At 48.0% G+C, this 26495-nt stretch carries 24 protein-coding genes and 5 tRNA genes; 1 reads left to right on the top strand and 28 read right to left on the bottom strand.

The genetic code is table 11. The annotated features are described in order from the left end of the window. Window positions 1-2 precede the first annotated feature (2 nt). The 28 genes from rplW to FIT99_RS01570 form a co-directional block, all read right to left on the bottom strand. Window positions 3-317, bottom strand: a complete 315-nt coding sequence (gene rplW / locus FIT99_RS01705) for a 50S ribosomal protein L23 (RefSeq protein ID WP_029147996.1) — start codon at window positions 315-317, stop codon at window positions 3-5. After that, on the bottom strand, window positions 314-940 hold the full coding sequence (gene rplD, locus FIT99_RS01700; protein WP_140002342.1) for a 50S ribosomal protein L4: 627 nt from the start codon (window positions 938-940) through the stop codon (window positions 314-316). Before rplD ends, rplW begins: the two co-directional genes overlap by 4 nt. Then, the gene (gene rplC / locus FIT99_RS01695) at window positions 940-1590 is read right to left on the bottom strand and encodes a 50S ribosomal protein L3 (protein WP_140002340.1); all 651 of its coding nucleotides are present in this window, start codon (window positions 1588-1590) and stop codon (window positions 940-942) included. The genes rplD and rplC overlap by 1 nt, the downstream gene beginning before the upstream one ends. 122 nt (window positions 1591-1712) lie before the next feature. After that, entirely contained in the window at window positions 1713-2021 is a 309-nt protein-coding gene (rpsJ, locus tag FIT99_RS01690) for a 30S ribosomal protein S10 (protein ID WP_018986280.1), read from the bottom strand. Window positions 2022-2077: 56 nt separating this feature from the next. Continuing rightward, window positions 2078-3268, bottom strand: a complete 1191-nt coding sequence (gene tuf / locus FIT99_RS01685; protein ID WP_140002317.1) for an elongation factor Tu — start codon at window positions 3266-3268, stop codon at window positions 2078-2080. A gap of 36 nt (window positions 3269-3304) precedes the next feature. Then, window positions 3305-5398 carry an elongation factor G gene (fusA, locus tag FIT99_RS01680; RefSeq protein ID WP_140002338.1) on the bottom strand — a complete coding sequence of 698 codons (2094 nt, stop codon included), beginning with the start codon at window positions 5396-5398 and terminating at the stop codon, window positions 3305-3307. A gap of 55 nt (window positions 5399-5453) precedes the next feature. Beyond that, window positions 5454-5924: a 30S ribosomal protein S7 gene (gene rpsG, locus FIT99_RS01675; RefSeq protein WP_140002336.1), complete on the bottom strand. Its 471-nt coding sequence runs from the start codon at window positions 5922-5924 to the stop codon at window positions 5454-5456. A 98-nt stretch (window positions 5925-6022) separates the two neighbouring features. After that, a complete protein-coding gene (gene rpsL, locus FIT99_RS01670) occupies window positions 6023-6406 on the bottom strand; it encodes a 30S ribosomal protein S12 (protein WP_140002334.1) in 384 nt (127 codons plus the stop codon). 193 nt (window positions 6407-6599) lie between these two features. Beyond that, entirely contained in the window at window positions 6600-10859 is a 4260-nt protein-coding gene (gene rpoC, locus FIT99_RS01665) for a DNA-directed RNA polymerase subunit beta' (protein WP_140002332.1), read from the bottom strand. Window positions 10860-10882: 23 nt separating this feature from the next. Then, complete coding sequence (rpoB, locus tag FIT99_RS01660; protein ID WP_140002330.1) at window positions 10883-15055, bottom strand: DNA-directed RNA polymerase subunit beta; 4173 nt, start codon at window positions 15053-15055, stop codon at window positions 10883-10885. 229 nt (window positions 15056-15284) lie between these two features. Further along, the gene (gene rplL, locus FIT99_RS01655) at window positions 15285-15659 is read right to left on the bottom strand and encodes a 50S ribosomal protein L7/L12 (protein WP_140002328.1); all 375 of its coding nucleotides are present in this window, start codon (window positions 15657-15659) and stop codon (window positions 15285-15287) included. A gap of 33 nt (window positions 15660-15692) precedes the next feature. Next, window positions 15693-16190: a 50S ribosomal protein L10 gene (gene rplJ, locus FIT99_RS01650; protein WP_140002326.1), complete on the bottom strand. Its 498-nt coding sequence runs from the start codon at window positions 16188-16190 to the stop codon at window positions 15693-15695. 271 nt (window positions 16191-16461) lie between these two features. Then, window positions 16462-17148, bottom strand: a complete 687-nt coding sequence (gene rplA, locus FIT99_RS01645) for a 50S ribosomal protein L1 (protein ID WP_140002324.1) — start codon at window positions 17146-17148, stop codon at window positions 16462-16464. 1 nt (window position 17149) lies between these two features. After that, window positions 17150-17581 carry a 50S ribosomal protein L11 gene (rplK, locus tag FIT99_RS01640; protein WP_140002322.1) on the bottom strand — a complete coding sequence of 144 codons (432 nt, stop codon included), beginning with the start codon at window positions 17579-17581 and terminating at the stop codon, window positions 17150-17152. Window positions 17582-17672: 91 nt separating this feature from the next. Continuing rightward, entirely contained in the window at window positions 17673-18209 is a 537-nt protein-coding gene (gene nusG, locus FIT99_RS01635) for a transcription termination/antitermination protein NusG (protein ID WP_140002321.1), read from the bottom strand. Further along, a complete protein-coding gene (secE, locus tag FIT99_RS01630) occupies window positions 18209-18556 on the bottom strand; it encodes a preprotein translocase subunit SecE (protein ID WP_140002319.1) in 348 nt (115 codons plus the stop codon). Before secE ends, nusG begins: the two co-directional genes overlap by 1 nt. 43 nt (window positions 18557-18599) lie before the next feature. Next, window positions 18600-18675: transfer RNA gene (locus FIT99_RS01625), tRNA-Trp, on the bottom strand. Between the two features lie 58 nt (window positions 18676-18733). After that, window positions 18734-19924 carry an elongation factor Tu gene (gene tuf, locus FIT99_RS01620; RefSeq protein WP_140002317.1) on the bottom strand — a complete coding sequence of 397 codons (1191 nt, stop codon included), beginning with the start codon at window positions 19922-19924 and terminating at the stop codon, window positions 18734-18736. A gap of 121 nt (window positions 19925-20045) precedes the next feature. Further along, a tRNA-Thr gene (locus FIT99_RS01615) sits at window positions 20046-20120 on the bottom strand. 20 nt (window positions 20121-20140) lie between these two features. Further along, window positions 20141-20216, bottom strand: a tRNA-Gly gene (locus FIT99_RS01610). Between the two features lie 70 nt (window positions 20217-20286). Then, window positions 20287-20371, bottom strand: a tRNA-Tyr gene (locus FIT99_RS01605). A 61-nt stretch (window positions 20372-20432) separates the two neighbouring features. Beyond that, window positions 20433-20508, bottom strand: a tRNA-Thr gene (locus FIT99_RS01600). A gap of 140 nt (window positions 20509-20648) precedes the next feature. Next, window positions 20649-21062 carry a ClpXP protease specificity-enhancing factor gene (locus FIT99_RS01595; RefSeq protein ID WP_140002315.1) on the bottom strand — a complete coding sequence of 138 codons (414 nt, stop codon included), beginning with the start codon at window positions 21060-21062 and terminating at the stop codon, window positions 20649-20651. A 61-nt stretch (window positions 21063-21123) separates the two neighbouring features. Further along, complete coding sequence (locus FIT99_RS01590) at window positions 21124-21723, bottom strand: glutathione S-transferase N-terminal domain-containing protein (RefSeq protein WP_140002314.1); 600 nt, start codon at window positions 21721-21723, stop codon at window positions 21124-21126. Window positions 21724-21787: 64 nt separating this feature from the next. Beyond that, window positions 21788-22498, bottom strand: a complete 711-nt coding sequence (locus tag FIT99_RS01585; RefSeq protein WP_223261241.1) for a cytochrome c1 — start codon at window positions 22496-22498, stop codon at window positions 21788-21790. Beyond that, window positions 22498-23784 (bottom strand): cytochrome b, encoded by a 1287-nt coding sequence (locus FIT99_RS01580; RefSeq protein WP_140002312.1) that lies wholly within the window; start codon window positions 23782-23784, stop codon window positions 22498-22500. The genes FIT99_RS01585 and FIT99_RS01580 overlap by 1 nt, the downstream gene beginning before the upstream one ends. Before the next feature lie 3 nt (window positions 23785-23787). Then, entirely contained in the window at window positions 23788-24408 is a 621-nt protein-coding gene (petA, locus tag FIT99_RS01575; RefSeq protein WP_140002310.1) for a ubiquinol-cytochrome c reductase iron-sulfur subunit, read from the bottom strand. A 115-nt stretch (window positions 24409-24523) separates the two neighbouring features. Further along, complete coding sequence (locus FIT99_RS01570; RefSeq protein WP_140002308.1) at window positions 24524-25270, bottom strand: Nif3-like dinuclear metal center hexameric protein; 747 nt, start codon at window positions 25268-25270, stop codon at window positions 24524-24526. A gap of 56 nt (window positions 25271-25326) precedes the next feature. Between FIT99_RS01570 and FIT99_RS01565 the strand changes: the two genes are divergently transcribed. Continuing rightward, a complete protein-coding gene (locus FIT99_RS01565; RefSeq protein WP_140002306.1) occupies window positions 25327-26487 on the top strand; it encodes a Do family serine endopeptidase in 1161 nt (386 codons plus the stop codon). Window positions 26488-26495 lie beyond the last annotated feature (8 nt).

Genomic DNA, 26495 nt, shown 5'->3' with positions numbered 1-26495 from the left:
CCTTATTCGCCAGCTGCAAAGTTAATTTCTTGACCTGGCTTCAAGCTCACATAAGCTTTTTTCCAGTCGTTACGCTTACCAATACGACGGCCAGCACGCTTCACTTTACCTGCGACATTAATCACAGACACTGAAGCCACTTCGACTTTGAACACCAGTTCAACAGCCGCTTTAATTTCAGGCTTGGTCGCATCAGTACGAACTTTAAAAGCAATTTGCTGATGTTTGTCAGCAATGTAGGTTGCTTTCTCAGTAATCTGAGGCGCTAAAATCACTTGCAATAAACGATCTTGCGTTTTAGTTGCTGCGGTAATCATGCCAAGATCTCCTCAAGTTTTTTCACAGCATTGGCTGTGACCAAAACGTTAGGGAAACGCACCAGACTTACTGGATCAGCATACTGCGCTTCAACCACCAATACGTTTGGCAGGTTACGGGAAGACAAGTACAAGTTTTCGTCAAAGCCGTCAGTCAACAGCAAAACACCGCCGTCGATACCCAAGGCATTGATTTTTTGTACAAATTGTTTTGTTTTTGGTGTGTCTACAGTAAATGTATCCACTACCTTTAAACGGTCCTGACGAACCAACTCAGACAAGATAGTCTGCATACCAGCACGGTAAGCCTTACGGTTCACCTTGTGGCTGTAGTTTTCGTTAGGGCTGTTAGGAAACGCACGACCGCCTCCGCGCCAGATCGGGCTAGAAGTCATACCAGCACGTGCATTACCAGTGCCTTTTTGTGCATATGGCTTGTGCGTCGTATGCGCTACAGTGGCACGTGTCTTTTGTGCGCGTGTTGCAGTACGTGCATTGGCCATGTAAGCAACAACCACTTCATGCACCAGCGATTCGTTAAACTCACGACCGAAAGTAACATCAGACGCGTCAACGCCTTTTTTAGCTACTTTGCCGTTTTGATCGATTAGCTTCAATTCCATTATTTAGCCCCTTTCGCTTTGATGGCTGGTCGAACTACAACATTGCCACCTTTAGAGCCAGGCACTGAACCTTTGATCAACAATAAGTTACGCTCTACGTCAACACGAACGATTTCCAGGTTTTGGGTAGTGACTTTTGCATCACCCAAATGACCAGGCATACGCTTACCAGGGAATACTCGACCTGGATCCTGCGCCATACCGATAGAACCTGGTACGTTATGTGAACGTGAGTTACCGTGAGAAGCACGGTTAGAGGAGAAGTTGTGACGCTTAATCGCACCGGCAAAACCTTTACCGATCGAAGTACCTGTCACATCAACCAACTGACCGACTGAGAAAATATCAACTGTGACGTTTCCACCGACTTGAAAGTTAGCCAATACATCATCTGCCACATTGAATTCTTTGATGCCAGCACCAGCAGTTACGCCAGCTTTAGCAAAGTGACCAGTCAACGCTTTGTTGATACGGCTAGCACGACGCTCGCCATAAGCAACTTGTAGGCCTGTGTAGCCATCCGTTGCGACTGTCTTAACTTGTGTCACGCGGTTCGGGATCACTTCCAGCACAGTTACAGGAACGCTTGCGCCTTCATCTGTAAAAATGCGGGTCATGCCCACCTTGCGACCAATAAGCCCTAAGCTCATGATCAGTTCCTTATAATAGTTAAAGTGGACGATTACAATTGACCGTCCACCGAAGAGCGCGGATTATACCGAACTATTCTTGATTTGACAATAACCTTTTCATTCAAAAAGGTTATTTGCAATTACAACTTAATTTCTACATCCACACCCGCTGGCAAATCCAACTTCATCAACGCGTCCACTGTTTTGTCCGTTGGATCAACAATATCCATCAAACGCTGATGCGTACGAATTTCAAACTGGTCACGGGAAGTTTTGTTCACGTGTGGTGAACGCAGAATGTCAAAGCGCTCGATACGTGTTGGCAATGGCACTGGACCTTTTACAACTGCGCCAGTACGTTTCGCGGTATCCACAATTTCCAAAGCAGATTGGTCGATTAAACGGTAATCAAATGCTTTCAGACGGATACGAATTTTTTGAGCTGCCATGTTTTTTCCTTTAAAGAGCAAAAGCGGCAGGAAACCCCTGCCGCTTATAAGATAAATTACTCGATGATTTTGGCAACAACGCCAGCACCAACGGTACGACCACCTTCACGAATCGCGAAGCGCAAGCCTTCTTCCATCGCGATCGGAGCGATCAGCGCAACAGAGATCGATACGTTGTCGCCTGGCATCACCATTTCGGTACCTGCTGGCAATTCAACTGCACCAGTCACGTCGGTTGTACGGAAGTAGAACTGTGGACGGTAACCATTGAAGAATGGAGTATGACGACCACCTTCATCTTTACCCAACACATAGATCTCAGCAGTGAATTTAGTATGTGGCTTGATTGAACCAGATTTGGACAATACTTGACCACGCTCAACTTCTTCACGCTTAGTACCGCGCAACAACACACCTACGTTGTCGCCTGCTTGACCTTGGTCCAGCAGTTTACGGAACATTTCAACGCCTGTACAAGTGGTTTTCAACGTTGGCTTGATACCAACGATTTCAATTTCATCACCAACTTTAACAATACCGCGCTCGATACGGCCAGTTACTACAGTACCACGACCAGAAATAGAGAATACGTCTTCTACTGGCATCAAGAACGCACCGTCAATAGCACGCTCTGGCGTTGGGATGTAGCTGTCTAATGCGTCAGCCAATGCGAAAATAGCTGGTTCGCCGATTTCAGATTGGTCACCTTCCAGTGCCAATTTAGCAGAACCTTTAACGATTGGTGTGTCGTCGCCTGGGAAGTCATACTTGCTCAGCAAGTCACGTACTTCCATTTCAACCAGCTCTAACAACTCAGCATCGTCAACCATGTCCGCTTTGTTCAAGAACACAACGATGTATGGAACGCCAACTTGACGGGCCAACAAGATGTGCTCACGTGTTTGTGGCATTGGGCCGTCAGCTGCGGAACAAACCAGAATCGCGCCGTCCATCTGTGCTGCACCAGTAATCATGTTTTTGACATAGTCAGCGTGACCTGGACAGTCAACGTGTGCGTAGTGGCGTGCTGCAGTTTCGTATTCAACGTGTGCAGTGTTAATGGTAATACCACGTGCTTTTTCTTCTGGTGCCGCATCAATTTGGTCGTAAGCTTTTGCTTCGCCGCCAAATTTCTTCGTCAATACAGTGGTGATCGCCGCTGTCAATGTCGTCTTACCGTGGTCAACGTGACCAATCGTACCAACGTTCACGTGTGGCTTGGTACGTTCAAATTTGCCTTTTGCCATGATGTTTTTCCTTTAATTCAATACTTTAAAAATCAATTATTTTTTGTTGATGATTGCATCAGCAACGTTTTTCGGTGCATCGGCGTAGTGCTTGAATTCCATGCTGTAAGTTGCACGGCCTTGTGACAAGGAACGCACGACAGTGGAATAACCAAACATTTCTGACAACGGCACTTCAGCTTTAATCGCTTTGCCGCCGCCAGGCATATCATCCATGCCCTGGATAATACCGCGACGGGATGACAAGTCACCCATCACATCACCCATGTAGTCTTCAGGCGTTTCAACTTCAACCGCCATCATTGGTTCCAGCAAAACTGGGTCAGCCTTACGCATACCATCTTTAAAGCCGATTGACGCAGCCATCTTGAAAGCGTTTTCGTTAGAGTCAACGTCATGGTATGAACCATCAAACAACGTGACTTTTACGTCAACCACCGGGAAGCCAGCTAACACGCCAGAAGGAATGGTTTCACGCAGACCTTTTTCAACCGCTGGAATAAATTCACGTGGAACAGTACCGCCCTTGATCTGGTCAACGAACTCAAAGCCTTTACCAGCTTCGTTAGGCTCCATTTTGAGCCATACGTGACCGTACTGACCTTTACCACCGGACTGTTTAACGAATTTACCTTCAACTTCAATCGATTTACGAATCGCTTCACGGTAAGCCACCTGTGGCGCACCTACGTTCGCTTCAACGTTAAATTCGCGACGCATACGGTCTACCAGAATCTCAAGGTGTAATTCACCCATGCCTGAGATAATTGTTTGACCAGATTCTTCATCTGAACGCACGCGGAATGAAGGATCTTCTTGTGCCAAGCGACCCAACGCCAAGCCCATTTTTTCTTGGTCACTCTTGGTTTTTGGTTCAACAGCCACGTGAATCACTGGCTCAGGGAAAATCATACGCTCAAGAATGATCGGCTTGTCTGGTGAGCACAAGGATTCACCAGTGGTCACGTCTTTCAGACCGATACAAGCGGCGATGTCGCCTGCCAATACCTCTTCAACTTCCTCACGGTTGTTGGCGTGCATTTGCACGATACGGCCGATACGTTCTTTTTTTCCCTTAACAGAGTTAAGAACCGTATCACCCTTGTTCAACACACCTGAGTAAACGCGAATAAAGGTCAACTGGCCAACGAACGGGTCAGTCATCAATTTAAACGCGAGCGCAGAGAAGCCTTCTTTATCATCAGCTTTACGACTGGCTGGTTTACCGTAGTCATCTTCACCAGTCACGTCATCAATATCGATTGGCGATGGCAAGAAATCAACAACCGCATCCAACATACGTTGAACGCCCTTGTTTTTAAAAGCTGAACCACACAGCATTGGTTGGATCTCACCAGCAATGGTACGTGTACGCAAACCTAAGATGATTTCTTTTTCTTCAAGATCACCATTTTCGAGGTATTTGTTCATCAGTGCTTCACTAGCTTCAGCCGCTGATTCAACCATTTGCTCGCGCCACTTACCTGCGATTTCAACCAGATCAGCTGGAATCTCACCATAGGTGAATTTCATGCCTTGTGAAGCCTCATCCCAGATGATGGCTTTCATTTTGATCAAATCCACCACACCAGTGAAAGTGTCTTCACGGCCGATAGGGATCACCACTGGCACAGGGTTTGCGCGCAGACGTGTTTTCATTTGATCAACGACTTTGAAGAAGTCGGCACCGGAACGGTCCATTTTGTTCACAAAGGCCAGACGAGGCACTTTGTATTTGTTGGCTTGACGCCAAACCGTCTCAGATTGTGGCTGTACGCCACCTACTGCACAGTACACCATGCAGGCACCATCCAGCACACGCATGGAGCGCTCCACCTCAATGGTGAAGTCCACGTGCCCTGGGGTGTCAATAATGTTGAATCGATGCTCAGGTAAAGACAGATCCATACCTTTCCAGAAGCAAGTAGTTGCTGCAGAAGTAATGGTAATGCCACGCTCCTGCTCTTGCTCCATCCAGTCCATGGTAGCTGCACCATCGTGCACTTCACCAATTTTATGGTTCACACCAGTGTAGAACAGAATACGTTCTGTCGTGGTTGTTTTACCTGCGTCAATGTGCGCAGAAATACCAATATTACGGTAGCGTTCAATAGGGGTTTTACGTGCCACGATGCTTTACCTTTGCTATCAATTCAACTAATTATTAAAGAACGAGGTCGTTTAATTAAAAACGGAAATGCGAGAAGGCTTTGTTAGCCTCGGCCATACGGTGAACTTCTTCACGTTTTTTCATGGCTGAACCACGACCTTCAGAGGCCTCGAGCAACTCAGCTGCCAAGCGTAAGCCCATCGACTTTTCGCCCCGCTTACGGGCTGCATCACGCAACCAGCGCATTGCCAACGCACTACGACGGCTTGGACGCACTTCAACTGGAACTTGATAGTTTGCACCACCGACGCGACGGCTTTTCACTTCAACGATTGGGCGAAGATTGTTCAACGCTGTGGTGAATAATTCCAGCGGATCTTTGCCACTCTTGCTAGCTACTTGATCAAATGCACCGTAAACGATACGTTCAGCAACTGATTTTTTACCACCAGTCATCAACACGTTTACGAATTTGGATACTTCCTGACTACCAAATTTTGGATCCGGCAAGATATTACGTTTGGGGACTTCTCTACGTCTAGGCATGACTATTCTCTTTCATTTAAATTTTGCTAGCTATTACACTGCAAGGCATTTCAGCCGCTATTAAAAATTGGACTACTGTCCGGCAACCGCTTAAAAAATTAAGCTTTAGCTGCTTTAGGACGTTTTGCACCGTATTTGGAACGAGACTGCTTACGGTCTTTCACGCCAGCGGTATCCAAGCTACCGCGCACCATGTGGTAACGCACACCTGGCAAGTCTTTTACACGACCACCACGCAACAGCACCACTGAGTGCTCTTGCAGGTTATGGCCTTCACCGCCGATGTAGCTAATCACTTCGTAGCCGTTGGTTAAACGTACTTTTGCAACTTTACGCAGCGCAGAGTTAGGCTTTTTAGGCGTTGTTGTGTATACACGGGTACACACACCACGTTTTTGTGGACAAGATTCCAAGGCCGGAACCTTGCTCTTGGTTACCACTTTAACGCGTGGTTTACGTATTAACTGATTAATGGTTGGCATTGCCTTAACCTCTTCACCTTTAAAAAACCACCATTTGAGCAGGAAACTCAAGTTTGGCGGCATATCAACAATAACACCCTACTGAGACAATAAGGCTATTCTGAGAAACCCAGCATTTTAATAAACGAGTCAAGGGGTGTCAAGCATTATTCATACTTGACACCCCTTGTGCATCATGACAACAGTGATCGAATTACTCGGCCGGCTGATCGTCTACTGCAATTTCCTCTACTACTTCTTCGGATGCGAACATGGCTTCTGCCGCCAATAATGCCTCAGACGGTGCAGCTACGTTCGGCGTCAATGACGCAATCGCCGCACGTTTGCGAGACTCGTGATAAGCCAAACCGGTACCGGCTGGAATCAAACGACCCACAATCACGTTTTCTTTCAAGCCACGCAGATCGTCGCGTTTGCCCAAAATGGCTGCTTCGGTCAGTACACGCGTTGTTTCTTGGAACGATGCCGCCGAGATAAATGAATCTGTAGACAACGAAGCTTTGGTAATGCCCAACAACACATACTCGAAGGTTGATGGACGTTTGTTTTCGGCCACTACGCGTTCGTTTTCTGTCAACAAATCAGCGCGCTCAACTTGCTCGCCCGGAATGAAGCCAGTATCGCCCGCGTCTTGCACTTTCACGCGACGCAGCATCTGACGCACAATCACTTCGATGTGCTTATCGTTAATCTTCACGCCTTGCAAACGATAAACGTCTTGCACTTCGTCAATGATGTAACGTGCCAGCGCCTCGCGACCTTGCAGTCTCAGAATATCCTGAGGATCAGCGGGTCCATCGACAATCGTTTCACCTTTGGTCACCACTTGGCCATCGTGCGCAGTAACGTGCTTGTCCTTGGCAATCAAGAACTCGCTGGTCAAGCCGTCAAGGTCAGTAATCACCAGACGTTGCTTACCTTTGGTATCCTTACCAAAGGAAACCGTACCTGTCACCTCAGCCAACATACCGGCATCTTTTGGTGAGCGTGCTTCAAACAATTCGGCGACGCGTGGCAGACCACCGGTAATATCACGGGTTTTCGAAGATTCTTGTGGGATACGTGCAAGCACTTCACCCACGCCTACTTCTTGACCATCTTTCACCGTAATAATGCAACCCAGCTGGAAGGTCACGTTGACGGAAGTTTCTGTCCCGGCAATCTTCACTTCTACGCCATTGGCATCTAACAACTTAACCTGCGGACGCAACCCTTTGGTTGAACCCGCACGTTGCTTCGGATCAATCACCACGAGTGATGATAGACCAGTCACTTCATCCACCTGTTTAGCGACCGTCACGCCTTCTTCAACGTTTTCAAACTTCACACGACCAGCGTATTCAGTAATGATAGGACGGGTATGTGGATCCCAAGTTGCCAATGCTTGACCCGCCTTGACCGTTTTACCATCGGTCACTGTCAAAGTCGCGCCATAAGGCACTTTATGACGTTCGCGCTCACGTCCATTGTCATCTGCAATAATCACTTCACCATTACGTGAGATGACGATTTGCTCACCGCGAGAGTTTGTGACATAACGCATGTTAGAGGTAAAGCTCAACACACCATTAGACTTACTCTCCACTTGAGAGACAGAAGCCGCACGAGACACCGCACCACCGATGTGGAAGGTACGCATGGTCAACTGTGTGCCTGGTTCACCAATGGATTGCGCCGCAATCACGCCAACGGCTTCACCCATGCTGATGAGCTTGCCACGACCCAAGTCACGACCATAACACTTAGCACAAATACCATAGCGAGTGTCACAAGTCAGCGCAGTACGCACTTTGACCTCATCGATACCCAAGGCATCAATTTTTTCAACTTCGTCTTCACCAAGCAATGTACCCGCTGGGAAAATGACTTCTTGTGTTTCAGGGTGGAGAACATCCAGCGCTGAAGTACGACCAAGGATACGGTCATGCAACGGCTCGACCACTTCACCACCTTTGACTAACGCTTTAGTCACTAAGCCCTCAACGGTACCGCAGTCGAGTTCAGTCACAACCAAGTCTTGCGTCACGTCAACCAGACGACGGGTCAGATAACCTGAGTTCGCTGTTTTCAACGCCGTATCTGCCAGACCTTTACGTGCACCGTGTGTCGAAATGAAGTATTGCAACACGTTCAAACCATCACGGAAGTTGGCTTTAATCGGTGTTTCAATAATGGAGCCATCCGGTTTCGCCATCAGACCACGCATACCGGCCAGCTGACGCACCTGTGCCGCAGAACCACGGGCACCTGAGTCGGCCATCATGTAAATCGCGTTAAACGACTCCTGACGCACTGCCTTGCCGTCTTTCATGACCACATTACCGTCAGCATCTTTCACATCTTCTTCACGCAACTGTTTCATCATGGCGTCAGCCACTTTGTCACCTGCGCGACCCCAGATATCGACCACTTTGTTGTAGCGCTCGCCTTGGGTGACCAAACCGGAGACATATTGGTCTTCGATCTCTTTCACTTCAGCATCAGCCGCTGCAATCAATTGCTCTTTCTCTGGTGGCACCAACATGTCGTTAATGCTGATCGAGATGCCCGCTTTTGTCGCATACGAGTAACCGGTGTACATCAATTTGTCGGCAAAAATCACCGTTTCACGGATACCCACTTTACGGAAGCTGGCGTTAATCAGGCGTGAAATTTCTTTTTTCTTCAATGCCTTGTCGATGTAGCTGTATGGCAAGCCTGGTGGCAAGATCTCAGACAGCAATGCACGACCGACGGTGGTGTTATACCGGTTGATTTTCTCAATCTTTTGGCCCGCTACATCCAGCTCGAACTCACGAATACGCACAGTGACTCTGGCATGCAAATCAATCAAGCCTTGGTCATAAACGCGCTGCACTTCTTTAATATCACTGAAGATCATGCCTTCGCCACGTGCAGCCACTTTTTCGCGGGTCATGTAGTACAGACCCAACACGATATCTTGTGATGGCACAATGATTGGCTCGCCGTTGGCTGGCGACAGCACGTTGTTGGATGCCAGCATCAAAGTGCGTGCTTCCATTTGCGCTTCAAGGCTCAATGGCACGTGTACCGCCATTTGGTCACCGTCAAAGTCAGCGTTAAAGGCTGAACACACCAATGGGTGCAGCTGAATCGCTTTACCTTCGATCAGAACTGGCTCAAAAGCTTGGATACCCAAACGGTGCAGCGTCGGCGCACGGTTCAACAACACCGGATGCTCGCGGATCACGTCCTCAAGAATATCCCAGACTTCTGGTCCTTCTTCTTCCACTTTCTTCTTGGCGGCCTTGATGGTTGTGGCCAAACCTAATACTTCCAGCTTGTGGAAAATGAACGGTTTGAACAACTCGAGCGCCATTTTTTTCGGCAAACCGCACTGATGCAGTTTTAAGGTAGGGCCGACCACAATCACGGAACGACCGGAGTAGTCCACGCGTTTACCCAGCAGGTTCTGACGGAAACGACCGCCTTTACCTTTAATCATGTCTGCCAATGATTTCAATGGGCGCTTGTTAGCACCGGTCATCACTTTACCGCGACGGCCGTTATCCAGCAGTGAGTCCACCGCTTCTTGCAGCATGCGTTTTTCGTTACGCACGATGATTTCTGGCGCCTTCAACTCCAGCAAACGCTTCAAACGGTTGTTACGGTTAATCACACGACGATACAGATCGTTTAGGTCAGACGTCGCGAAACGACCACCATCCAGCGGCACCAGCGGGCGCAGTTCGGGCGGCAACACTGGCAAGATTTCCAGAATCATCCACTCAGGTTTGATCCCTGATTTCTGGAATGCTTCTAACACTTTCAGACGTTTAGCGATCTTTTTGATCTTGGCTTCTGAACTGGTGGCAGACAACTCACTACGCAATCTTTCGATTTCACGCTCGATGTCCATGGTGCGCAACAGTTCACGCACCGCTTCAGCACCCATGACGGCATTGAACTCATCACCATATTCTTCAACTTTGGCTAAGTAGTCGTCCTCAGTCAGCAACTGGCCACGTGTCAGTGGTGTCATGCCTGGGTCGATCACGATGAATGCTTCAAAATACAGCACACGTTCGATGTCGCGCAATGCAATATCCAACACCATGCCTAAACGGCTTGGTAAGGACTTTAGGAACCAGATGTGTGCCACCGGTGAGGCCAACTCGATGTGGCCCATACGCTCGCGGCGCACTTTGCTCAAGGTCACTTCAACGCCGCATTTTTCGCAGATCACACCGCGATGCTTCAAACGCTTATATTTACCGCACAGACACTCGTAATCTTTGATTGGGCCAAAGATTTTGGAGCAGAACAAACCATCACGCTCTGGTTTAAAAGTACGGTAGTTGATCGTTTCTGGCTTTTTAACTTCGCCATAGGACCATGAACGGATTTTTTCAGGTGAAGCCAGCGCGATCTTAATCGCGTCGAACTCTTCTTCTTGCGTAACCTGTTTAAATAAATCTAATAACGCTTTCATAGAGACTCTCCTTAATGGCGGGCTTAGTTACGGTCTAAATCAATGTCAATCGCGAGTGAACGAATTTCTTTCACCAACACGTTGAATGATTCAGGCATACCCGCATCAATTTTGTGCTCACCTTTGACGATGTTTTCGTACACTTTTGTACGACCATTCACGTCATCTGATTTCACCGTCAACATCTCTTGCAAGGTGTATGACGCACCGTAGGCTTCAAGTGCCCAGACTTCCATCTCACCGAAGCGCTGACCACCGAACTGGGCTTTACCACCCAACGGCTGCTGTGTCACCAGGCTGTAAGGACCGGTAGAACGTGCGTGCATCTTGTCATCAACCAAGTGATGCAGTTTCAATACGTGCATATAACCGACAGTGACTGGACGCTCAAAAGCATCACCCGTGCGGCCGTCGAACAGTTTTACCTGTGTTTTACCTGCGTGGAACTGCAACTTTTTGGTGTGCTCATCATCATCCGGGAACGCCAGATCTAACATGGCACGGATATCTGATTCTGCAGCCCCGTCAAACACTGGTGTGGCAAATGGTACGCCAAGTTTCAGGTTTGTGGCCAAATCAATCACTTCAACGTCGGTCAAACCAGCAATGTCTTCTTTCTTGCCAGTGCTGCTGTTGTAGATTTTGTCCAAGAAAGCACGAATTTCAGCCACTTTCGCTTCCGCTTGCAGCATATCGCCTAAGCGCTTGCCCAAGCCTTTCGCTGCCCAGCCAAGGTGCGTTTCTAGAATCTGACCAATGTTCATCCGTGAAGGCACGCCCAATGGGTTCAACACGATATCTAACGGCGTACCGTCAGCCATATGCGGCATATCTTCAACCGGGCAGATTTTTGAAATCACACCCTTGTTACCGTGACGACCCGCCATTTTGTCACCTGGTTGAATACGACGTTTAACCGCCAGATAGACCTTGACCATTTTTTGCACACCAGGTGGCAATTCATCGCCTTGGGTCAGCTTACGCTTTTTCTCTTCGAATTTGTTGTCAAATTCAATACGCGCTTGGCTCAAGCTATCTTTCAATTGCTCAAGTTGACGTGCGGCATCTTCATCGCTCAAACGAATATCAAACCAATCATAACGACCCACGCTCTCAAGGTACTCTTGAGTCAGGGTGTCGCCTTTTTTCAACTTGTTTGGACCACCTGTTGCGGCTTTACCATTCAACAAACGACTGATACGACCGAAGGTATCGTCTTCTACAATACGCATCTGGTCACCCAGATCTTTTTTGTAGTGTGACAATTGGTCATCAATAATCTGTTGTGCACGGGTATCACGGTCGATCCCCTCACGGGTAAAGACCTGCACATCAATCACTGTGCCTGTCATGCCAGACGGCACGCGCAGGGAAGTGTCTTTGACGTCAGATGCTTTTTCACCAAAGATGGCGCGCAACAATTTTTCTTCTGGGGTTAAAGTGGTTTCACCTTTAGGGGTGACTTTACCCACCAACACATCACCGGCTTCCACTTCAGCACCAATGTAGATAATACCGGAGTCATCCAAACGACCCAGCATACGCTCGGACAAATTGGAAATATCACGCGTAATCTCTTCAGGTCCCAACTTGGTATCACGCGCCACCACAGACAATTCTTCAATATGGATGGAGGTGTAACGGTCATCGGCCACGACGCGCTCTGAAATCAAAATCGAGTCTTCGTAGTTGTAACCGTTCCAAGGCATAAAGCCAACCAGCATGTTTTGACCCAGGGCCAACTCACCCATGTCGGTTGAGGCGCCATCAGCAACCACGTCACCGCGGGCAATGATGTCACCGACTTTCACCAATGGACGTTGGTTGATGTTGGTGTTTTGGTTAGATCGGGTGTATTTGGTTAAGTTGTAGATATCTACGCCCACTTCACCAGCTAACGCTTCCACGTCATGCACACGCACCACAATGCGGCCTGAATCCACATAATCCACCACCCCGCCACGACGTGCAGTCACGACAGTACCGGAGTCAATGGCCACGGTACGCTCAATACCAGTACCCACAACCGCTTTTTCAGCGCGCAGACAAGGAACCGCCTGACGTTGCATGTTGGCACCCATCAAGGCACGGTTCGCGTCATCGTGTTCAAGGAACGGAATCAGTGAAGCCGCTACCGAAACAATCTGACCTGGCGCCACGTCCATATACTGTACGCGGCCGGGTTGCGTCATGGTAAATTCGTTGTGGAAACGTGCGGAAATCAAATCCTCTTTGAAACCACCATCTACAGAGATTTCAGTGTTTGCCTGCGCAATCACGTACTGGCTCTCTTCAATCGCTGACAAGTAATCGATCTTGCCGGAGACCTTGTTGTCCTCTACCAAACGGTAAGGTGTTTCAAGGAAACCATAGTCGTTGGTACGCGCATACAAGGCCAAAGAGTTGATCAAACCAATGTTTGGACCTTCTGGCGTTTCGATTGGGCAAACACGACCATAGTGCGTGGTATGTACGTCACGCACCTCAAAGCCGGCGCGCTCACGTGTTAAACCGCCTGGGCCCAAGGCTGAAATACGACGTTTGTGCGTGATTTCAGATAATGGGTTAGTCTGGTCCATAAACTGTGACAACTGGCTAGAACCGAAAAACTCACGGATCGCGCTGGACACTGGTTTGGCGTTGATTAAGTCATGCGGCATCAGGTTTTCTGATTCCGCTTGCGACAAGCGCTCTTTGACCGCACGTTCTACGCGCACTAAGCCAGCACGGAACTGGTTCTCAGCCAATTCACCTACTGAACGGATACGACGGTTACCCAAGTGGTCGATATCGTCGATCTCACCGCGGCCATTGCGCAGTTCGATCAACACGCCAATGACGGCCAAAATATCTTCATTTGATAACACATTGTTGCCGGTGTCGCCTTGCGGGCCGACGTTCTCATAGAAACGGCGCATCCATGTTGCCGTACGCTCTTCCAATTTGGTTGGATAGGCGCGACGGTTAAACTTCATACGACCAACCACTGACAGATCATAACGATCTTCAGTGAAGAACAGACCTCTAAATAAAGCTTCAACCGCATCTTCGGTCGGTGGCTCGCCTGGACGCATCATGCGATAGATCGCTACACGGGCGCTATATTGATCCGGAATCTCATCACTGCGCAATGTTTGCGAAATGAAATTTCCATGATCTAAGTCGTTGGTGTAGATGGTATCAATTTCTGAAATCTTTGCTGCGACTAATTTTTCAAGCAATGAAGGGGTGACTTCATCGTTGGCGTTGGCAATCACTTCACCGGTTTCAGTGTCGATGATGTTTTTAGCAACTGCACGACCCATCATAAAGTCGGTTGGCACAGCCATGGTTTTCACACCGGCTTTTTCAATGTCGCGAATATGCTTCACTGTAATGCGCTTGTCTTTAGCAACCAGCACCGTACCGTCTTTGTCCGTAATATCAAACTTGGCAACTTCACCGCGTAAACGATCCGCAACCAGCTCAAATTCCACCCCTTTAGGACCAATATGGAAAGTGTCTGTATCGTGGAAAGTCTCTAGAATTTGCTCTGGGTTATAACCAAGCGCCTTCAATAAGATCGTCACTGGCATTTTGCGGCGACGGTCAACACGGAAATACAGGTAGTCTTTCGGGTCAAATTCAAAATCTAACCAAGAACCACGGTAAGGAATGATACGGGCGGAGAACAGCAGTTTGCCAGAGCTATGTGTTTTACCACGATCATGCTCAAAGAAAACGCCAGGGCTGCGGTGCAATTGGGACACAATCACACGCTCGGTACCATTAATCACAAAAGAACCATTCTCGGTCATGAGCGGCAATTCACCCATGTACACTTCTTGTTCCTTGACTTCTTTAACCGTAGGTTTGGACGCTTCACGGTCCATAATGGTCAGGCGCACTTTGACACGCAGTGGCACTGCATAGGTCAAACCACGTTGTTGACACTCTTTAACGTCAAAAGGCTCTGCGCCTAATTGGTAGCTCACATAGTCCAGACGTGCATTCTCTGAATGACTGACAATCGGGAAAATGGAACGGAAAGTGGACTCAAGACCCTCGTTTTTACGTTGGTCTGCGGGTACATTTTCCTGCAGGAATGATTTATAGGATTCCAACTGCATGGCTAGCAGGTAAGGTACCTCTTGAACACTGTCGCGCTTAGCAAAGCTTTTGCGGATGCGTTTCTTTTCGGTAAAGGAATAGCTCATAGCGTCTCCTGAAATTTTTGAGGGTAGAAGACAAAACACTTTTCATCCACTGCAATGTTTTGACATCTAACTTCGTTTAAATTCAACCACTTAACAATTAAAAGTGATCGCGTACTACGACAACTTTAGGCGATGTTACTACTGAAAAAAGGACATCAGTATCTGCATACGCCAGAAATGGCGAAGGCCGACGGTCTCCCGTCAGCCCAGCCAGATTCACAAATGTGAATTATTTCATCTCAGCAGTTGCGCCCGCTTCGATCAATTTTTTCACTGCAGCTTCAGCGTCAGCTTTGCTAACGCCTTCTTTAACTGCTTTTGGTGCGCCATCAACTAAGTCTTTTGCTTCTTTCAAGCCCAGACCAGTCAGTTCACGAACCGCTTTAATCACGCTTACTTTGTTGTCGCCAGCGCCGTTCAACACAACGTTGAACTCAGTTTGCTCAGCAGCAGCTGGTGCAGCAGCACCACCACCAACAGCAGCAACTGCAACCGCAGCAGCAGAAACATTAAACTTCTCTTCGATTTCTTTGATGAAAGCGGTCAGTTCCAATACGGTCATACCACCGATTGCATCTAAGATGTCAGCATTAGAAATTGCCATGATATAAATTTCCTAAAATAAATTGAATAAAAATTAAGCCGCTTGCTTTTCTTTTTCGTCGCGTATTGCAGCGATTGCACGAGCAAACTTGGTTGGGACTTCATTGAGCGTGCCAGCCAATTTGGACAGCAACTCATCACGGCTCAATGTAGATGCAAGCGCTTGTACGCCAGCCACATCAAGACGCTCATTAGGCATTGAGCCCGCTTTCAGTACGAACAATTCGTTATCTTTAGCGAAATTGTTCATCACTTTGGCGGCTGCAACTGGATCGGTAGAAATACCGTAGACCAGCGGCCCAACCATATCGTCTGCCAATGCTGCAAAAGGCGTACCTTCAACTGCACGACGAACCAGGGTGTTTTTCAACACACGAAGAAACACACCTGCATTACGTGCTTCAGCACGCAGTTTCGTCATGTTGGCTACGCCAATACCACGATACTCAGCAAGTACGATTGCTTGTGCATTAGCCACTTGTGCGGCCACCTCGGCAACGACTTCTTTTTTCTCTGTAAGATTAAGACTCAAGGTCTGTTCTCCTTCCGTTAATGAAAGCTCAGTAAAACTGAGCCACTCACGGCGTCCTTGTGCAGGGCATGGAAATATCCTGTGTTGGGGATCGCCATCTGCGTTGGCTTCAAATATTTAAAAACAGAGGATCGCTCACCCATTGATAAACATTATTGATTAAGTAAAAACACCAACGGTCTTTGATGCTCTTGAATCTCGATCTAAATGCATCGAGACTCAAGCCCAAAGTTCTTGCCCGATCCAACTGGATCGGGGCTTAATTTAATGCTTAGGCAGTTACGGATGCTTGATCAACGCGCACACCTGGGCCCATCGTGCTTGAAACGGACAATTTCTTCAGATAGATACCTTTAGAGCTTGCTGGTTTGGCTTTGTTCAATGCTTCGATCAGCGCTGACAAATTACCTTGCAATTGCTCAGCCGTAAATGAAGCACGGCCGATGGTGCAATGCACGATACCGCCTTTGTCAGTACGATACTGTACTTGACCAGCTTTGGCATTTTTAACCGCAGTAGCCGCATCAGGAGTTACAGTGCCAACTTTCGGGTTTGGCATCAAACCACGTGGACCCAATACTTGACCCAGTGCACCCACGATACGCATCGCGTCTGGTGTCGCAATGGCTACGTCAAAGTCCAACATGCCGCCTTTAACTTGTTCAGCCAAATCTTCAAAACCAACAATATCAGCACCGGCCGCTTTTGCCGCTTCAGCCTGTGCGCCTTGCGCAAACACGGCAACACGGACTGACTTACCAGTACCATGTGGCAACACAATGGCGCCACGCACTAATTGGTCAGATTTACGTGGGTCGATACCCAAGTTAATCACCGCGTCAACCGATTCGTTAAATTTAGCGCTCGCGCCTTCTTTAACCAAGCTCAGAGCATCAGCCACTGGGTACAATTTGTTACGGTCGATTTTCGCACGTAGTGCATCAATTCTTTTAGCCATGTTATACACCCTCCACTTCGATACCCATGCTGCGTGCGCTACCAGCGATGGTACGTACAGCAGCATCCAGGTCAGCAGCCGTCAGGTCAGGCTGTTTTGTTTTAGCAATTTCTTCAGCTTGTGCGCGCGTAATCTTGCCAACTTTATCGGTATGTGGACGAGGAGAACCTTTTTCCAGTTTGGCTGCTTTTTTAATCAGCACCGTTGCTGGAGGCGTTTTCATCACAAAAGTGAAGCTCTTGTCTGCAAACGCAGTAATCACTACTGGAATCGGCAAGCCTGGCTCAACACCTTGCGTTGCAGCGTTAAAGGCCTTACAGAATTCCATAATATTCAGACCACGTTGACCCAATGCTGGACCGACTGGTGGGCTTGGGTTGGCTTTACCTGCAGGGATCTGCAGCTTAATGTAGCCAATGACTTTCTTTGCCATGTTTGACTCCTTAAATGGGTAGTTAACGCCTTAACAGGCTCCCCGTTAGTAAAAAATCAACTACCATTTATGGCAGTTGACATGCGCACAACTAGACTTCTTTTTCTACTTGCGCGAAATCAAGCTCAACGGGTGTTGCGCGACCAAAAATCACGACTGACACACGCAGTTTATTTTTATCGTAATTGACTTCTTCAACGTTGCCGGAGAAGTCTTTGAACGGGCCATCAATGACACGAACACTCTCGCCTTTTTCAAATGTCATCTTCTGCGTTGGATTAGACTTACTGTCATCCATACGACGTAGAATAATTTCGACTTCTTTGTCTTTAATAGGTGTTGGACGTTGCGCAGTGCCCCCAATAAAAGAAGTTACACGTGGCGTGCTTCTAACCAAATGCCAACTTTCATCCGTCATTTCCATTTGAACAAGAACGTAACCAGGGTACAAACGACGTTCAGAAATCGTCTTTTGACCATTCTTCAACTCGATGACTTCTTCCACTGGCACTAAAATGTCACCGAACTGATCCTGTAAATTGGATCTGATGATGCGCTCTTCCAAACCGGCTTTCACGGATTTTTCCATGCCGGAGAAAGCTTGAACTGCATACCAACGCATAGACATTAAGCACCCCTACCCATAATCCATTGCACCATGTAGGCAAAGCCGATATCAACCAGCGCAAGAAACGCAGCCATGATCATCACCAGCACTGCAACGGCAAGGGTGGTTTGGATGGTTTCCTGACGCGTAGGCCATACGACTCTTTTCGCCTCGGCAACGGATTCGTTAAAAAAGCTGAGCGCCTGCTTGCCTTGCGGCGAAGTCCACGCCACAGCGACAGACGCGACAATACCTGCCAAAACGGCAAGTATCCTAACAACCATTGCTTTATCTTCAAAAAGATAAAAACCGGCGATCCCCAAAGCTAGCAACAACAGGGAAAAAGCCAGTTTGATTTTATCGATCATATACTTAACTTTATGATTAACACCACAGCTTATTCTGGGTGTTTGGCAGGCCAAGAGGGTCTCGAACCCCCAACCCTCGGTTTTGGAGACCGATACTCTACCAATTGAGCTATTGGCCTGTACTCTTTAAAGTGAAAGCTGCACGGGTTGTAGTGCAGCCATCACATACATCAACTATTACTCGATGATTTTGGCAACAACGCCAGCACCAACGGTACGACCACCTTCACGAATCGCGAAGCGCAAGCCTTCTTCCATCGCGATCGGAGCGATCAGCGCAACAGAGATCGATACGTTGTCGCCTGGCATCACCATTTCGGTACCTGCTGGCAATTCAACTGCACCAGTCACGTCGGTTGTACGGAAGTAGAACTGTGGACGGTAACCATTGAAGAATGGAGTATGACGACCACCTTCATCTTTACCCAACACATAGATCTCAGCAGTGAATTTAGTATGTGGCTTGATTGAACCAGATTTGGACAATACTTGACCACGCTCAACTTCTTCACGCTTAGTACCGCGCAACAACACACCTACGTTGTCGCCTGCTTGACCTTGGTCCAGCAGTTTACGGAACATTTCAACGCCTGTACAAGTGGTTTTCAACGTTGGCTTGATACCAACGATTTCAATTTCATCACCAACTTTAACAATACCGCGCTCGATACGGCCAGTTACTACAGTACCACGACCAGAAATAGAGAATACGTCTTCTACTGGCATCAAGAACGCACCGTCAATAGCACGCTCTGGCGTTGGGATGTAGCTGTCTAATGCGTCAGCCAATGCGAAAATAGCTGGTTCGCCGATTTCAGATTGGTCACCTTCCAGTGCCAATTTAGCAGAACCTTTAACGATTGGTGTGTCGTCGCCTGGGAAGTCATACTTGCTCAGCAAGTCACGTACTTCCATTTCAACCAGCTCTAACAACTCAGCATCGTCAACCATGTCCGCTTTGTTCAAGAACACAACGATGTATGGAACGCCAACTTGACGGGCCAACAAGATGTGCTCACGTGTTTGTGGCATTGGGCCGTCAGCTGCGGAACAAACCAGAATCGCGCCGTCCATCTGTGCTGCACCAGTAATCATGTTTTTGACATAGTCAGCGTGACCTGGACAGTCAACGTGTGCGTAGTGGCGTGCTGCAGTTTCGTATTCAACGTGTGCAGTGTTAATGGTAATACCACGTGCTTTTTCTTCTGGTGCCGCATCAATTTGGTCGTAAGCTTTTGCTTCGCCGCCAAATTTCTTCGTCAATACAGTGGTGATCGCCGCTGTCAATGTCGTCTTACCGTGGTCAACGTGACCAATCGTACCAACGTTCACGTGTGGCTTGGTACGTTCAAATTTGCCTTTTGCCATGATGTTTTTCCTTTATTAGTACTAAATAAAGCCAATAATATTGTTTTCACAAATTATGCGACGCGGATGACAGCACCCTTGCACGCGACTACTTACCAAGCCCCTTGCTACAGAGCAAATCTGGTGCCCATGGCGGGAATCGGACCCGCGACCTCTCCCTTACCAAGGGAGTGCTCTACCACTGAGCCACATGGGCGTTTTGCCTATTTTTATTGTTGGAGCGGGCGACGAGGTTCGAACTCGCGACATCTTGCTTGGAAGGCAAGTGCTCTACCAACTGAGCTACACCCGCACTATGCAGAACACCCAAGGAGGGTTCTCACCGACCCGCTTTACAGCAATACCTACAGGCAATCATTTTTTGGTGGAGAGGGCTGGATTCGAACCAGCGTACTCTGAGAGAACGGATTTACAGTCCGTCGCCTTTAACCACTCGGCCACCTCTCCAAAAAATCGACCGCGATTATCGCGGTTAATGTCGTTGACGTCAATGTCAACCAACATAATTTGGTGCCGGGTATCGGAATCGAACTGATGACCTTCGCATTACAAGTGCGCTGCTCTACCAACTGAGCTAACCCGGCATTTCAGGAAGGCGCAACTATATCACTTTTTTTGGTGAGTGATCTAGTGCTTTTAAAAAAAAATTTATTTTTTCTTGAAAAAATGTTGCCTACCCAACGGACATGACTCACAGACCATACTGAGCCGCTTTTCAACCCTATTACTTAACCACTTTTAGATGCGATTTTTTAGCGGCCGCTAATGTCGATGGATTCGGTTCGACACTCTGAGAGGTGCCCTCAGGCAATGGTGGCTGCCCGTCTGACACCTCAAAAAACATGCCTTGCCCATTTTCACGGGCGAATACACCACCAACACGATGAATAGGGACATAGATATGTTGCGCAACGCCACCAAAGCGCGCAGAAAACACCACGGCATCATTATCAATGTGCAGATCTTTGACCGCGGTATAGTTCATATTGAGCACAATCTCACCATTTTTCACATAAGCCATCGGCACCCGAGTATGGGCATCCACCTTGACCAACAAATGCGGGGTCAAACCATTATCCACACACCACTCATGGATGGCACGGATCAGGTAAGCAGTGGTTGGGATTAAAGCACTCATACGGTTTTCCTTAAAAAAACAGCGCGAAGAATATTCGCGCTGCCGGTAAGACTCATTGCGGTTATTTACGCATTGCCTTCTCAGAAGGGGTCATTGCTTCAGCATACATTGGGCGAGAAAACAACCTTTCCGCATACTTCAACAACGGTGCAGCTTGATTTGGTAACTCAATTCCATAATGGCCCAAACGCCATAGCAGTGGCGTAATTGCCACATCCAGCATTGAGTACTCATCGCCCATCAAATAACTTTGCTTGGCAAAAATAGGCACTAGTTGCGTCAAGTTATCACGTACTACTTTTCTCGCACGCTCAGAGACTTGCTCGTCATTCGATTCAATATCTTTGATATGGCTAAACAAGTCTTTTTCAAAGTTATATAAAAACAGACGCGCACGCGCACGCATGACAGGATCGGCAGGCATGAGCTGCGGGTGTGGAAAGCGCTCATCAATATACTCATTGATGATATTGGCTTCAGACAATACCAAGTCGCGCTCTACCAATACTGGCACCTCACCATACGGATTTAAGATGGCTAAGTCTTCGGTTTTATTGGTCAGATCTACATCAATGACCTCAAAATCCATGCCTTTTTCAAACAAGACGATACGGCAACGATGACTGTAAGGATCGACAGTGCCCGAATACAATCTCATCATAATTATTCTCCCTATAAAAAAAGACACCAAGGCCTGACGCCTTGGTGTCGGACTTGGTTGCTAATTAGCGAATGTCTTTCCAGTATTCCGCTTTGATTTTCTTGGCCAAGACTAACAGCACTGACAGGAACAACAACACCGCTACACCAATCCACAAACGGGACTGTTTGGCTGGTTCTGCCATAAACGCAAGGAAATTGGTTAAGTCACCAGTAAACTGATCATACTCTTCTGGACTGAGTTTGCCGGCTTTTTCGACTTTTAAGGTGTGGGTTTCATGATCCAACACCTGCACACCTTGCAGCTCATATAACACATGCGGCATGGCGACTTTATCGAAAACCAAGTTATTCCAACCGGTTGGACGCGTGTCATCCTTATAAAAACTGCGCAGATAAGCATAAACCCAGTCAGCACCACGGGCGCGCACTTCGACACTTAGATCAGGCGGGGCAGCCCCGAACCATTTTTTAGCATCTTTGGGGTTTAAGCTCACACGCATGGTTTCGCCCACTTTTTCACCGGCAAACAGCAAATTATCTTTAATCTGCTTGTCTGTCAGGCCAATGTCTTGCAAGCGGTTGTAACGCATGTAATTGGCGCTGTGACAATTCAAACAGTAATTCACGAAAATTTTAGCCCCGCGCTGCAAGGACGCTTTGTCCGACATGTTAATCGGTGCCTTGACATCAATATGGACTTCATTCGCCAACGCACTGCCAGAAGCCAGCAATGTCAGGCTGGCAAAAGCCTGTATAAACATTCTTTTCATCATTAGTAAGTCACCCTTTCTGGCACTGGCTTGGTTTGGTCTTTTTTGGTGTACCAAGGCATCAAAGCAAAGAATGCGAAATACACCACACTACAAACACGCGCTATCACGGTTGCGCGATCGGCACGACCTAACCATGCCCCAAACTGACCCCATGCGTCACCCGGAATGGTCCCCAAGTAACCCAATAATACCCAGCTCACCACAAACGCTGCCAACCAACGCTTGTACAAGGCACCGCGATAACGAATGGACTTCACTGGACTCTTATCCAGCCATGGCAAGAATGCAAATGCCACTACGGACAAGCCCATCGCTACCACACCAGGGAACTGTGAAATTCCGATAGGCGGTACGGCACGCAAAATGGAGTAGTAAGGCGTAAAGTACCAAACCGGGGCGATGTGAGCAGGTGTTTTCAGCGGGTCAGCAGGAATGAAGTTATTCGCTTCCAAGAAATATCCGCCCATTTCCGGCATAAAAAACACAATGGCAAAAAACACCATCAAGAACACCACAACCCCAACCAAGTCTTTCACGGTGTAATAAGGATGGAACGGAATACCATCCAGCGGAATACCCGTCGCTTTGTCCTTGGTGGCTTTCACTTCAACACCATCTGGGTTGTTTGAACCGACCTCATGGAGCGCCACAATGTGCACCGCCACCAAACCCAACAACACCATGGGCAATGCAATCACATGAAAAGCGAAGAAGCGGTTTAATGTTGCATCGGAGACTAAGTAGTCGCCACGCAGCCATTCAGACAAATCTGGGCCGATAAAAGGCACGGTGGAGAACAAGTTAACAATCACTTGCGCACCCCAATAAGACATTTGACCCCAAGGCAACAGGTATCCAAAAAACGCTTCACCCATCAGCACCAAGAAAATGCCTACGCCAAACAACCAAATTAATTCACGCGGCGTTCTGTATGAGCCATAAATAATGCCTCTGAACATGTGCAAATAGACCACCACAAAAAACATGGAGGCGCCCGTTGAGTGCATGTAACGGATAATATTGCCGCCGAATACATCGCGCATGATGTATTCCACCGAAGCAAACGCTAATTCCGCTTCTGGTTTGTAGTTCATAGTTAAGAAAATACCAGTGACGATCTGCAGCACCAGCACCATTAACGCTAACGAACCAAAGAAATACCAAAAATTAAAGTTTTTTGGTGCATAGTATTCGGTCAAATGCCCCTTGATCGTGCTACTGAGCGGAAAACGGGCATCAACCCAATCCAATACCCCAGCGGACGTCGTTTTTTTAGTCGTTGCCATGAATTAAGCCTCCGCCTTTTTATCTTCACCAATCAGCAAAGTCGTCTCTGTCAGATACTGGTGTGGAGGTATCAACAGATTTTTCGGTGCAGGCGACCCTTTAAACACACGACCAGAAAGGTCGAATTTAGAGCCGTGACATGGACAGACAAAGCCACCATCCCACTCTGCAGTCGTTGCAAAGTTGTCATTTGGGGAGCAACCCAAGTGGGTACAGGTCCCCAACATCACCGCGAATTCGGGCTTGATTGAACGGTCTTTGTTTTTACAGTATTCAGGTTGTTGCGGCACTTCAAGATTTGGATCAGATAGTTGGTCATCGTGCTTGACGAGCTGAGCTAACATTTCTGGTGTGCGGCGTACAATCCATACCGGCTGACCACGCCACTCGGCTGTCAGTTTTTCACCCGGTTTTAGCTTGCTAATGTCGACTTCGACAGGCGCACCGGCTGCTTTTGCACGCTCACTAGGCAACATACTGCCGACAAACGGAACTGCAACCGCGGCTGCACCAACAGCCCCTGTGGCGGCCGTCGCTTTTACCAAGAAATCGCGCTTTTGCAAATCCACCTCAGATGGCTGGCAAAACGACAAACTATTGCTGTCAATTTTGTTTTCTGACATTGGCTTCCTTAATCTACCCTTCTAGGGAACAGTGTGATCAAAACTTGATTCGCGATTATACATTTTTCGCAGAAACAAGCCAAATTTAATTCGATAAGTATTTGATATTAATCAGTTAAACAGGGTTATCCAACTCAACATAAATGTGTTCAATTCCGTAATTTTCGGCAATCCATTGCCCTAAAGCTTGCACGCCATAGCGTTCGGTAGCATGATGCCCCGCGCTAATGTAAGCCGTTTCAGTCTCGCAAACCGTGTGCCAAGTTTGCTCAGAGACTTCACCACTGATAAACACATCGACACCGGCATTGACCGCCTGTTGCAAGTAGGATTGGGCTGCACCCGAACACCAAGCCACTGTGCGCACTTGTTTTTGGGCATCACCCAATAGTTGCACCTGTCGGCCGAGGCGCTGACTCACGTGCTCACCCACCTGCGCCAGTGATAGGGCCTCCGGTAGCTCGCTCACTGGCAACATATTTTTATCGTCGATAAAACGCGCCACGGGCCAATCGAGCGCCTTACCTAGTTGTACGTTATTCCCGACCGCTGGATGTGCATCCAGCGGCAGGTGATAGGCGAGCAGGCTGAGGTCATGTGTCAGCAGCCGCTTTAACCGCTGGCGTTTAATCCCAGTCACTTCTGCTGGCTCACCCCGCCAAAAATAACCGTGGTGAACCAAGATCGCGTCAGCATCCATCTTAATGGCTGCCTCGATCAAGGCCTGACTCGCTGTGACGCCGCTGACAATCCGCCTGACCTGCGGACGACCTTCGACTTGCAATCCATTTGGGCAATAATCTTGAAATTTGCCCACTTGCAAAAAATTAGCCAACGTATTGACAAGAAGATTCAATTCCATCGATGACTCTCATATATACTATTCATTTGTTAAGACATTCATTTACATTTGCATCTATGCGACATCTCTGGTCTATCTTCTCACAAGCCGTTACCGTTTGCTTGGGCGTTTTATTTGTCTTAAAGTTATTTTATCCGGGTGTACTAACGCAGTCGCCTACACATCCGATGACAAGCAATACTCAAACAGAAGCAAAAACATCGGCATTGATTGCTGCAAGCGGATATCGTACAGCTGTCAGTAAAGCCATGCCGTCGGTAGTAAATATTTTTACCACGGCGCGCATCAGTCAAGACCCCCATCATGCCTTAAAAAATGATCCATTGTTTCGTCATTTTTTTGGCGATGAAATGGAAGAAGAAGACGACCAACCAGAAAATAGCTTGGGTAGTGGTGTGATCGTCAGTGCAGATGGCCTGATATTGACTAACAACCATGTCATCAGTTCAGCGGATCAGATCGAGGTCGCGCTCAGCGATGGTAGTAAATCCTCGGCCACGGTGGTGGGCACTGACCCGGATACCGACTTAGCCGTGCTGAAAATCGACCGTAAAAATCTGCCTGCAGTCACCTTCAGTAACAGCGACCAGATGAAGGTTGGAGACGTCGTACTAGCGATTGGCAACCCGTTCGGTGTGGGCCAAACTGTCACCCAAGGAATTATCAGCGCGCTGGGCCGCAATCATTTAGGCATTAACACCTTCGAAAATTTTATTCAGACTGATGCCTCGATTAATCCTGGCAATTCCGGCGGGGCATTAATAGACGTGAATGGCAACCTGATTGGAATCAACAGCGCAATTTATTCGCGCAACGGCGGTAGCATGGGCATTGGCTTTGCCATCCCAGTAAGCATTGCCAAACAGGTCATGGAACAGATTAGTTTTAATGGTTCCGTCACCAGGGGCTGGATTGGCATTGAAGCACAAGACATCACGCCAGAACTGGCTGAATCGTTCAACCTGAAAGCACCGAGCGGCTCACTGATTGCAGGCGTGCTACTGGACAGCCCTGCGGATCGTGCAGGCTTGCGCCCCGGTGATATTTTGCTGGCAATCGACGATAAAGTGGTGGCGGATAGCCAATCGATGCTGAACATCATTGCCATGTTAAAACCACGTGACAAAGCGACGTTATCCATCATGCGGGCAGGCAAAAAAATCAACATCGTCTTAGTGGTGGGTAAACGCCCACTACCGAGCAAAATACCGCAGTAACTGCACAC

The organism is Methylophilus medardicus, assembly GCF_006363955.1.
In the GTDB taxonomy this organism is placed as follows: Bacteria; Pseudomonadota; Gammaproteobacteria; order Burkholderiales; family Methylophilaceae; genus Methylophilus; species Methylophilus medardensis.
Note: the sequence above shows the minus strand (reverse complement) of the source record. Positions and strands in the feature narration are given on the sequence as shown.

Excerpts from the sequence above, each read along its gene's own strand:
- tuf (WP_140002317.1), bottom strand. The coding sequence starts at position 3,268 with ATGGCAAAAGGCAAATTTGAACGTACCAAGCCACACGTGAACGTTGGT.
- rplW (WP_029147996.1), bottom strand. The coding sequence starts at position 317 with ATGATTACCGCAGCAACTAAAACGCAAGATCGTTTATTGCAAGTGATT.
- rpsG (WP_140002336.1), bottom strand. The coding sequence starts at position 5,924 with ATGCCTAGACGTAGAGAAGTCCCCAAACGTAATATCTTGCCGGATCCA.
- rplL (WP_140002328.1), bottom strand. The coding sequence starts at position 15,659 with ATGGCAATTTCTAATGCTGACATCTTAGATGCAATCGGTGGTATGACC.
- FIT99_RS01565 (WP_140002306.1), top strand. The coding sequence starts at position 25,327 with ATGCGACATCTCTGGTCTATCTTCTCACAAGCCGTTACCGTTTGCTTG.
- FIT99_RS01585 (WP_223261241.1), bottom strand. The coding sequence starts at position 22,498 with ATGATGAAAAGAATGTTTATACAGGCTTTTGCCAGCCTGACATTGCTG.
- rpoB (WP_140002330.1), bottom strand. The coding sequence starts at position 15,055 with ATGAGCTATTCCTTTACCGAAAAGAAACGCATCCGCAAAAGCTTTGCT.
- rpsL (WP_140002334.1), bottom strand. The coding sequence starts at position 6,406 with ATGCCAACCATTAATCAGTTAATACGTAAACCACGCGTTAAAGTGGTA.
- rpoC (WP_140002332.1), bottom strand. The coding sequence starts at position 10,859 with ATGAAAGCGTTATTAGATTTATTTAAACAGGTTACGCAAGAAGAAGAG.
- rplD (WP_140002342.1), bottom strand. The coding sequence starts at position 940 with ATGGAATTGAAGCTAATCGATCAAAACGGCAAAGTAGCTAAAAAAGGC.
- rplK (WP_140002322.1), bottom strand. The coding sequence starts at position 17,581 with ATGGCAAAGAAAGTCATTGGCTACATTAAGCTGCAGATCCCTGCAGGT.
- FIT99_RS01595 (WP_140002315.1), bottom strand. The coding sequence starts at position 21,062 with ATGAGTGCTTTAATCCCAACCACTGCTTACCTGATCCGTGCCATCCAT.
- tuf (WP_140002317.1), bottom strand. The coding sequence starts at position 19,924 with ATGGCAAAAGGCAAATTTGAACGTACCAAGCCACACGTGAACGTTGGT.
- FIT99_RS01590 (WP_140002314.1), bottom strand. The coding sequence starts at position 21,723 with ATGATGAGATTGTATTCGGGCACTGTCGATCCTTACAGTCATCGTTGC.
- secE (WP_140002319.1), bottom strand. The coding sequence starts at position 18,556 with ATGATCGATAAAATCAAACTGGCTTTTTCCCTGTTGTTGCTAGCTTTG.
- petA (WP_140002310.1), bottom strand. The coding sequence starts at position 24,408 with ATGTCAGAAAACAAAATTGACAGCAATAGTTTGTCGTTTTGCCAGCCA.
- rpsJ (WP_018986280.1), bottom strand. The coding sequence starts at position 2,021 with ATGGCAGCTCAAAAAATTCGTATCCGTCTGAAAGCATTTGATTACCGT.
- rplA (WP_140002324.1), bottom strand. The coding sequence starts at position 17,148 with ATGGCTAAAAGAATTGATGCACTACGTGCGAAAATCGACCGTAACAAA.
- FIT99_RS01570 (WP_140002308.1), bottom strand. The coding sequence starts at position 25,270 with ATGGAATTGAATCTTCTTGTCAATACGTTGGCTAATTTTTTGCAAGTG.
- nusG (WP_140002321.1), bottom strand. The coding sequence starts at position 18,209 with ATGTCTATGCGTTGGTATGCAGTTCAAGCTTTCTCCGGCATGGAAAAA.
- rplC (WP_140002340.1), bottom strand. The coding sequence starts at position 1,590 with ATGAGCTTAGGGCTTATTGGTCGCAAGGTGGGCATGACCCGCATTTTT.
- FIT99_RS01580 (WP_140002312.1), bottom strand. The coding sequence starts at position 23,784 with ATGGCAACGACTAAAAAAACGACGTCCGCTGGGGTATTGGATTGGGTT.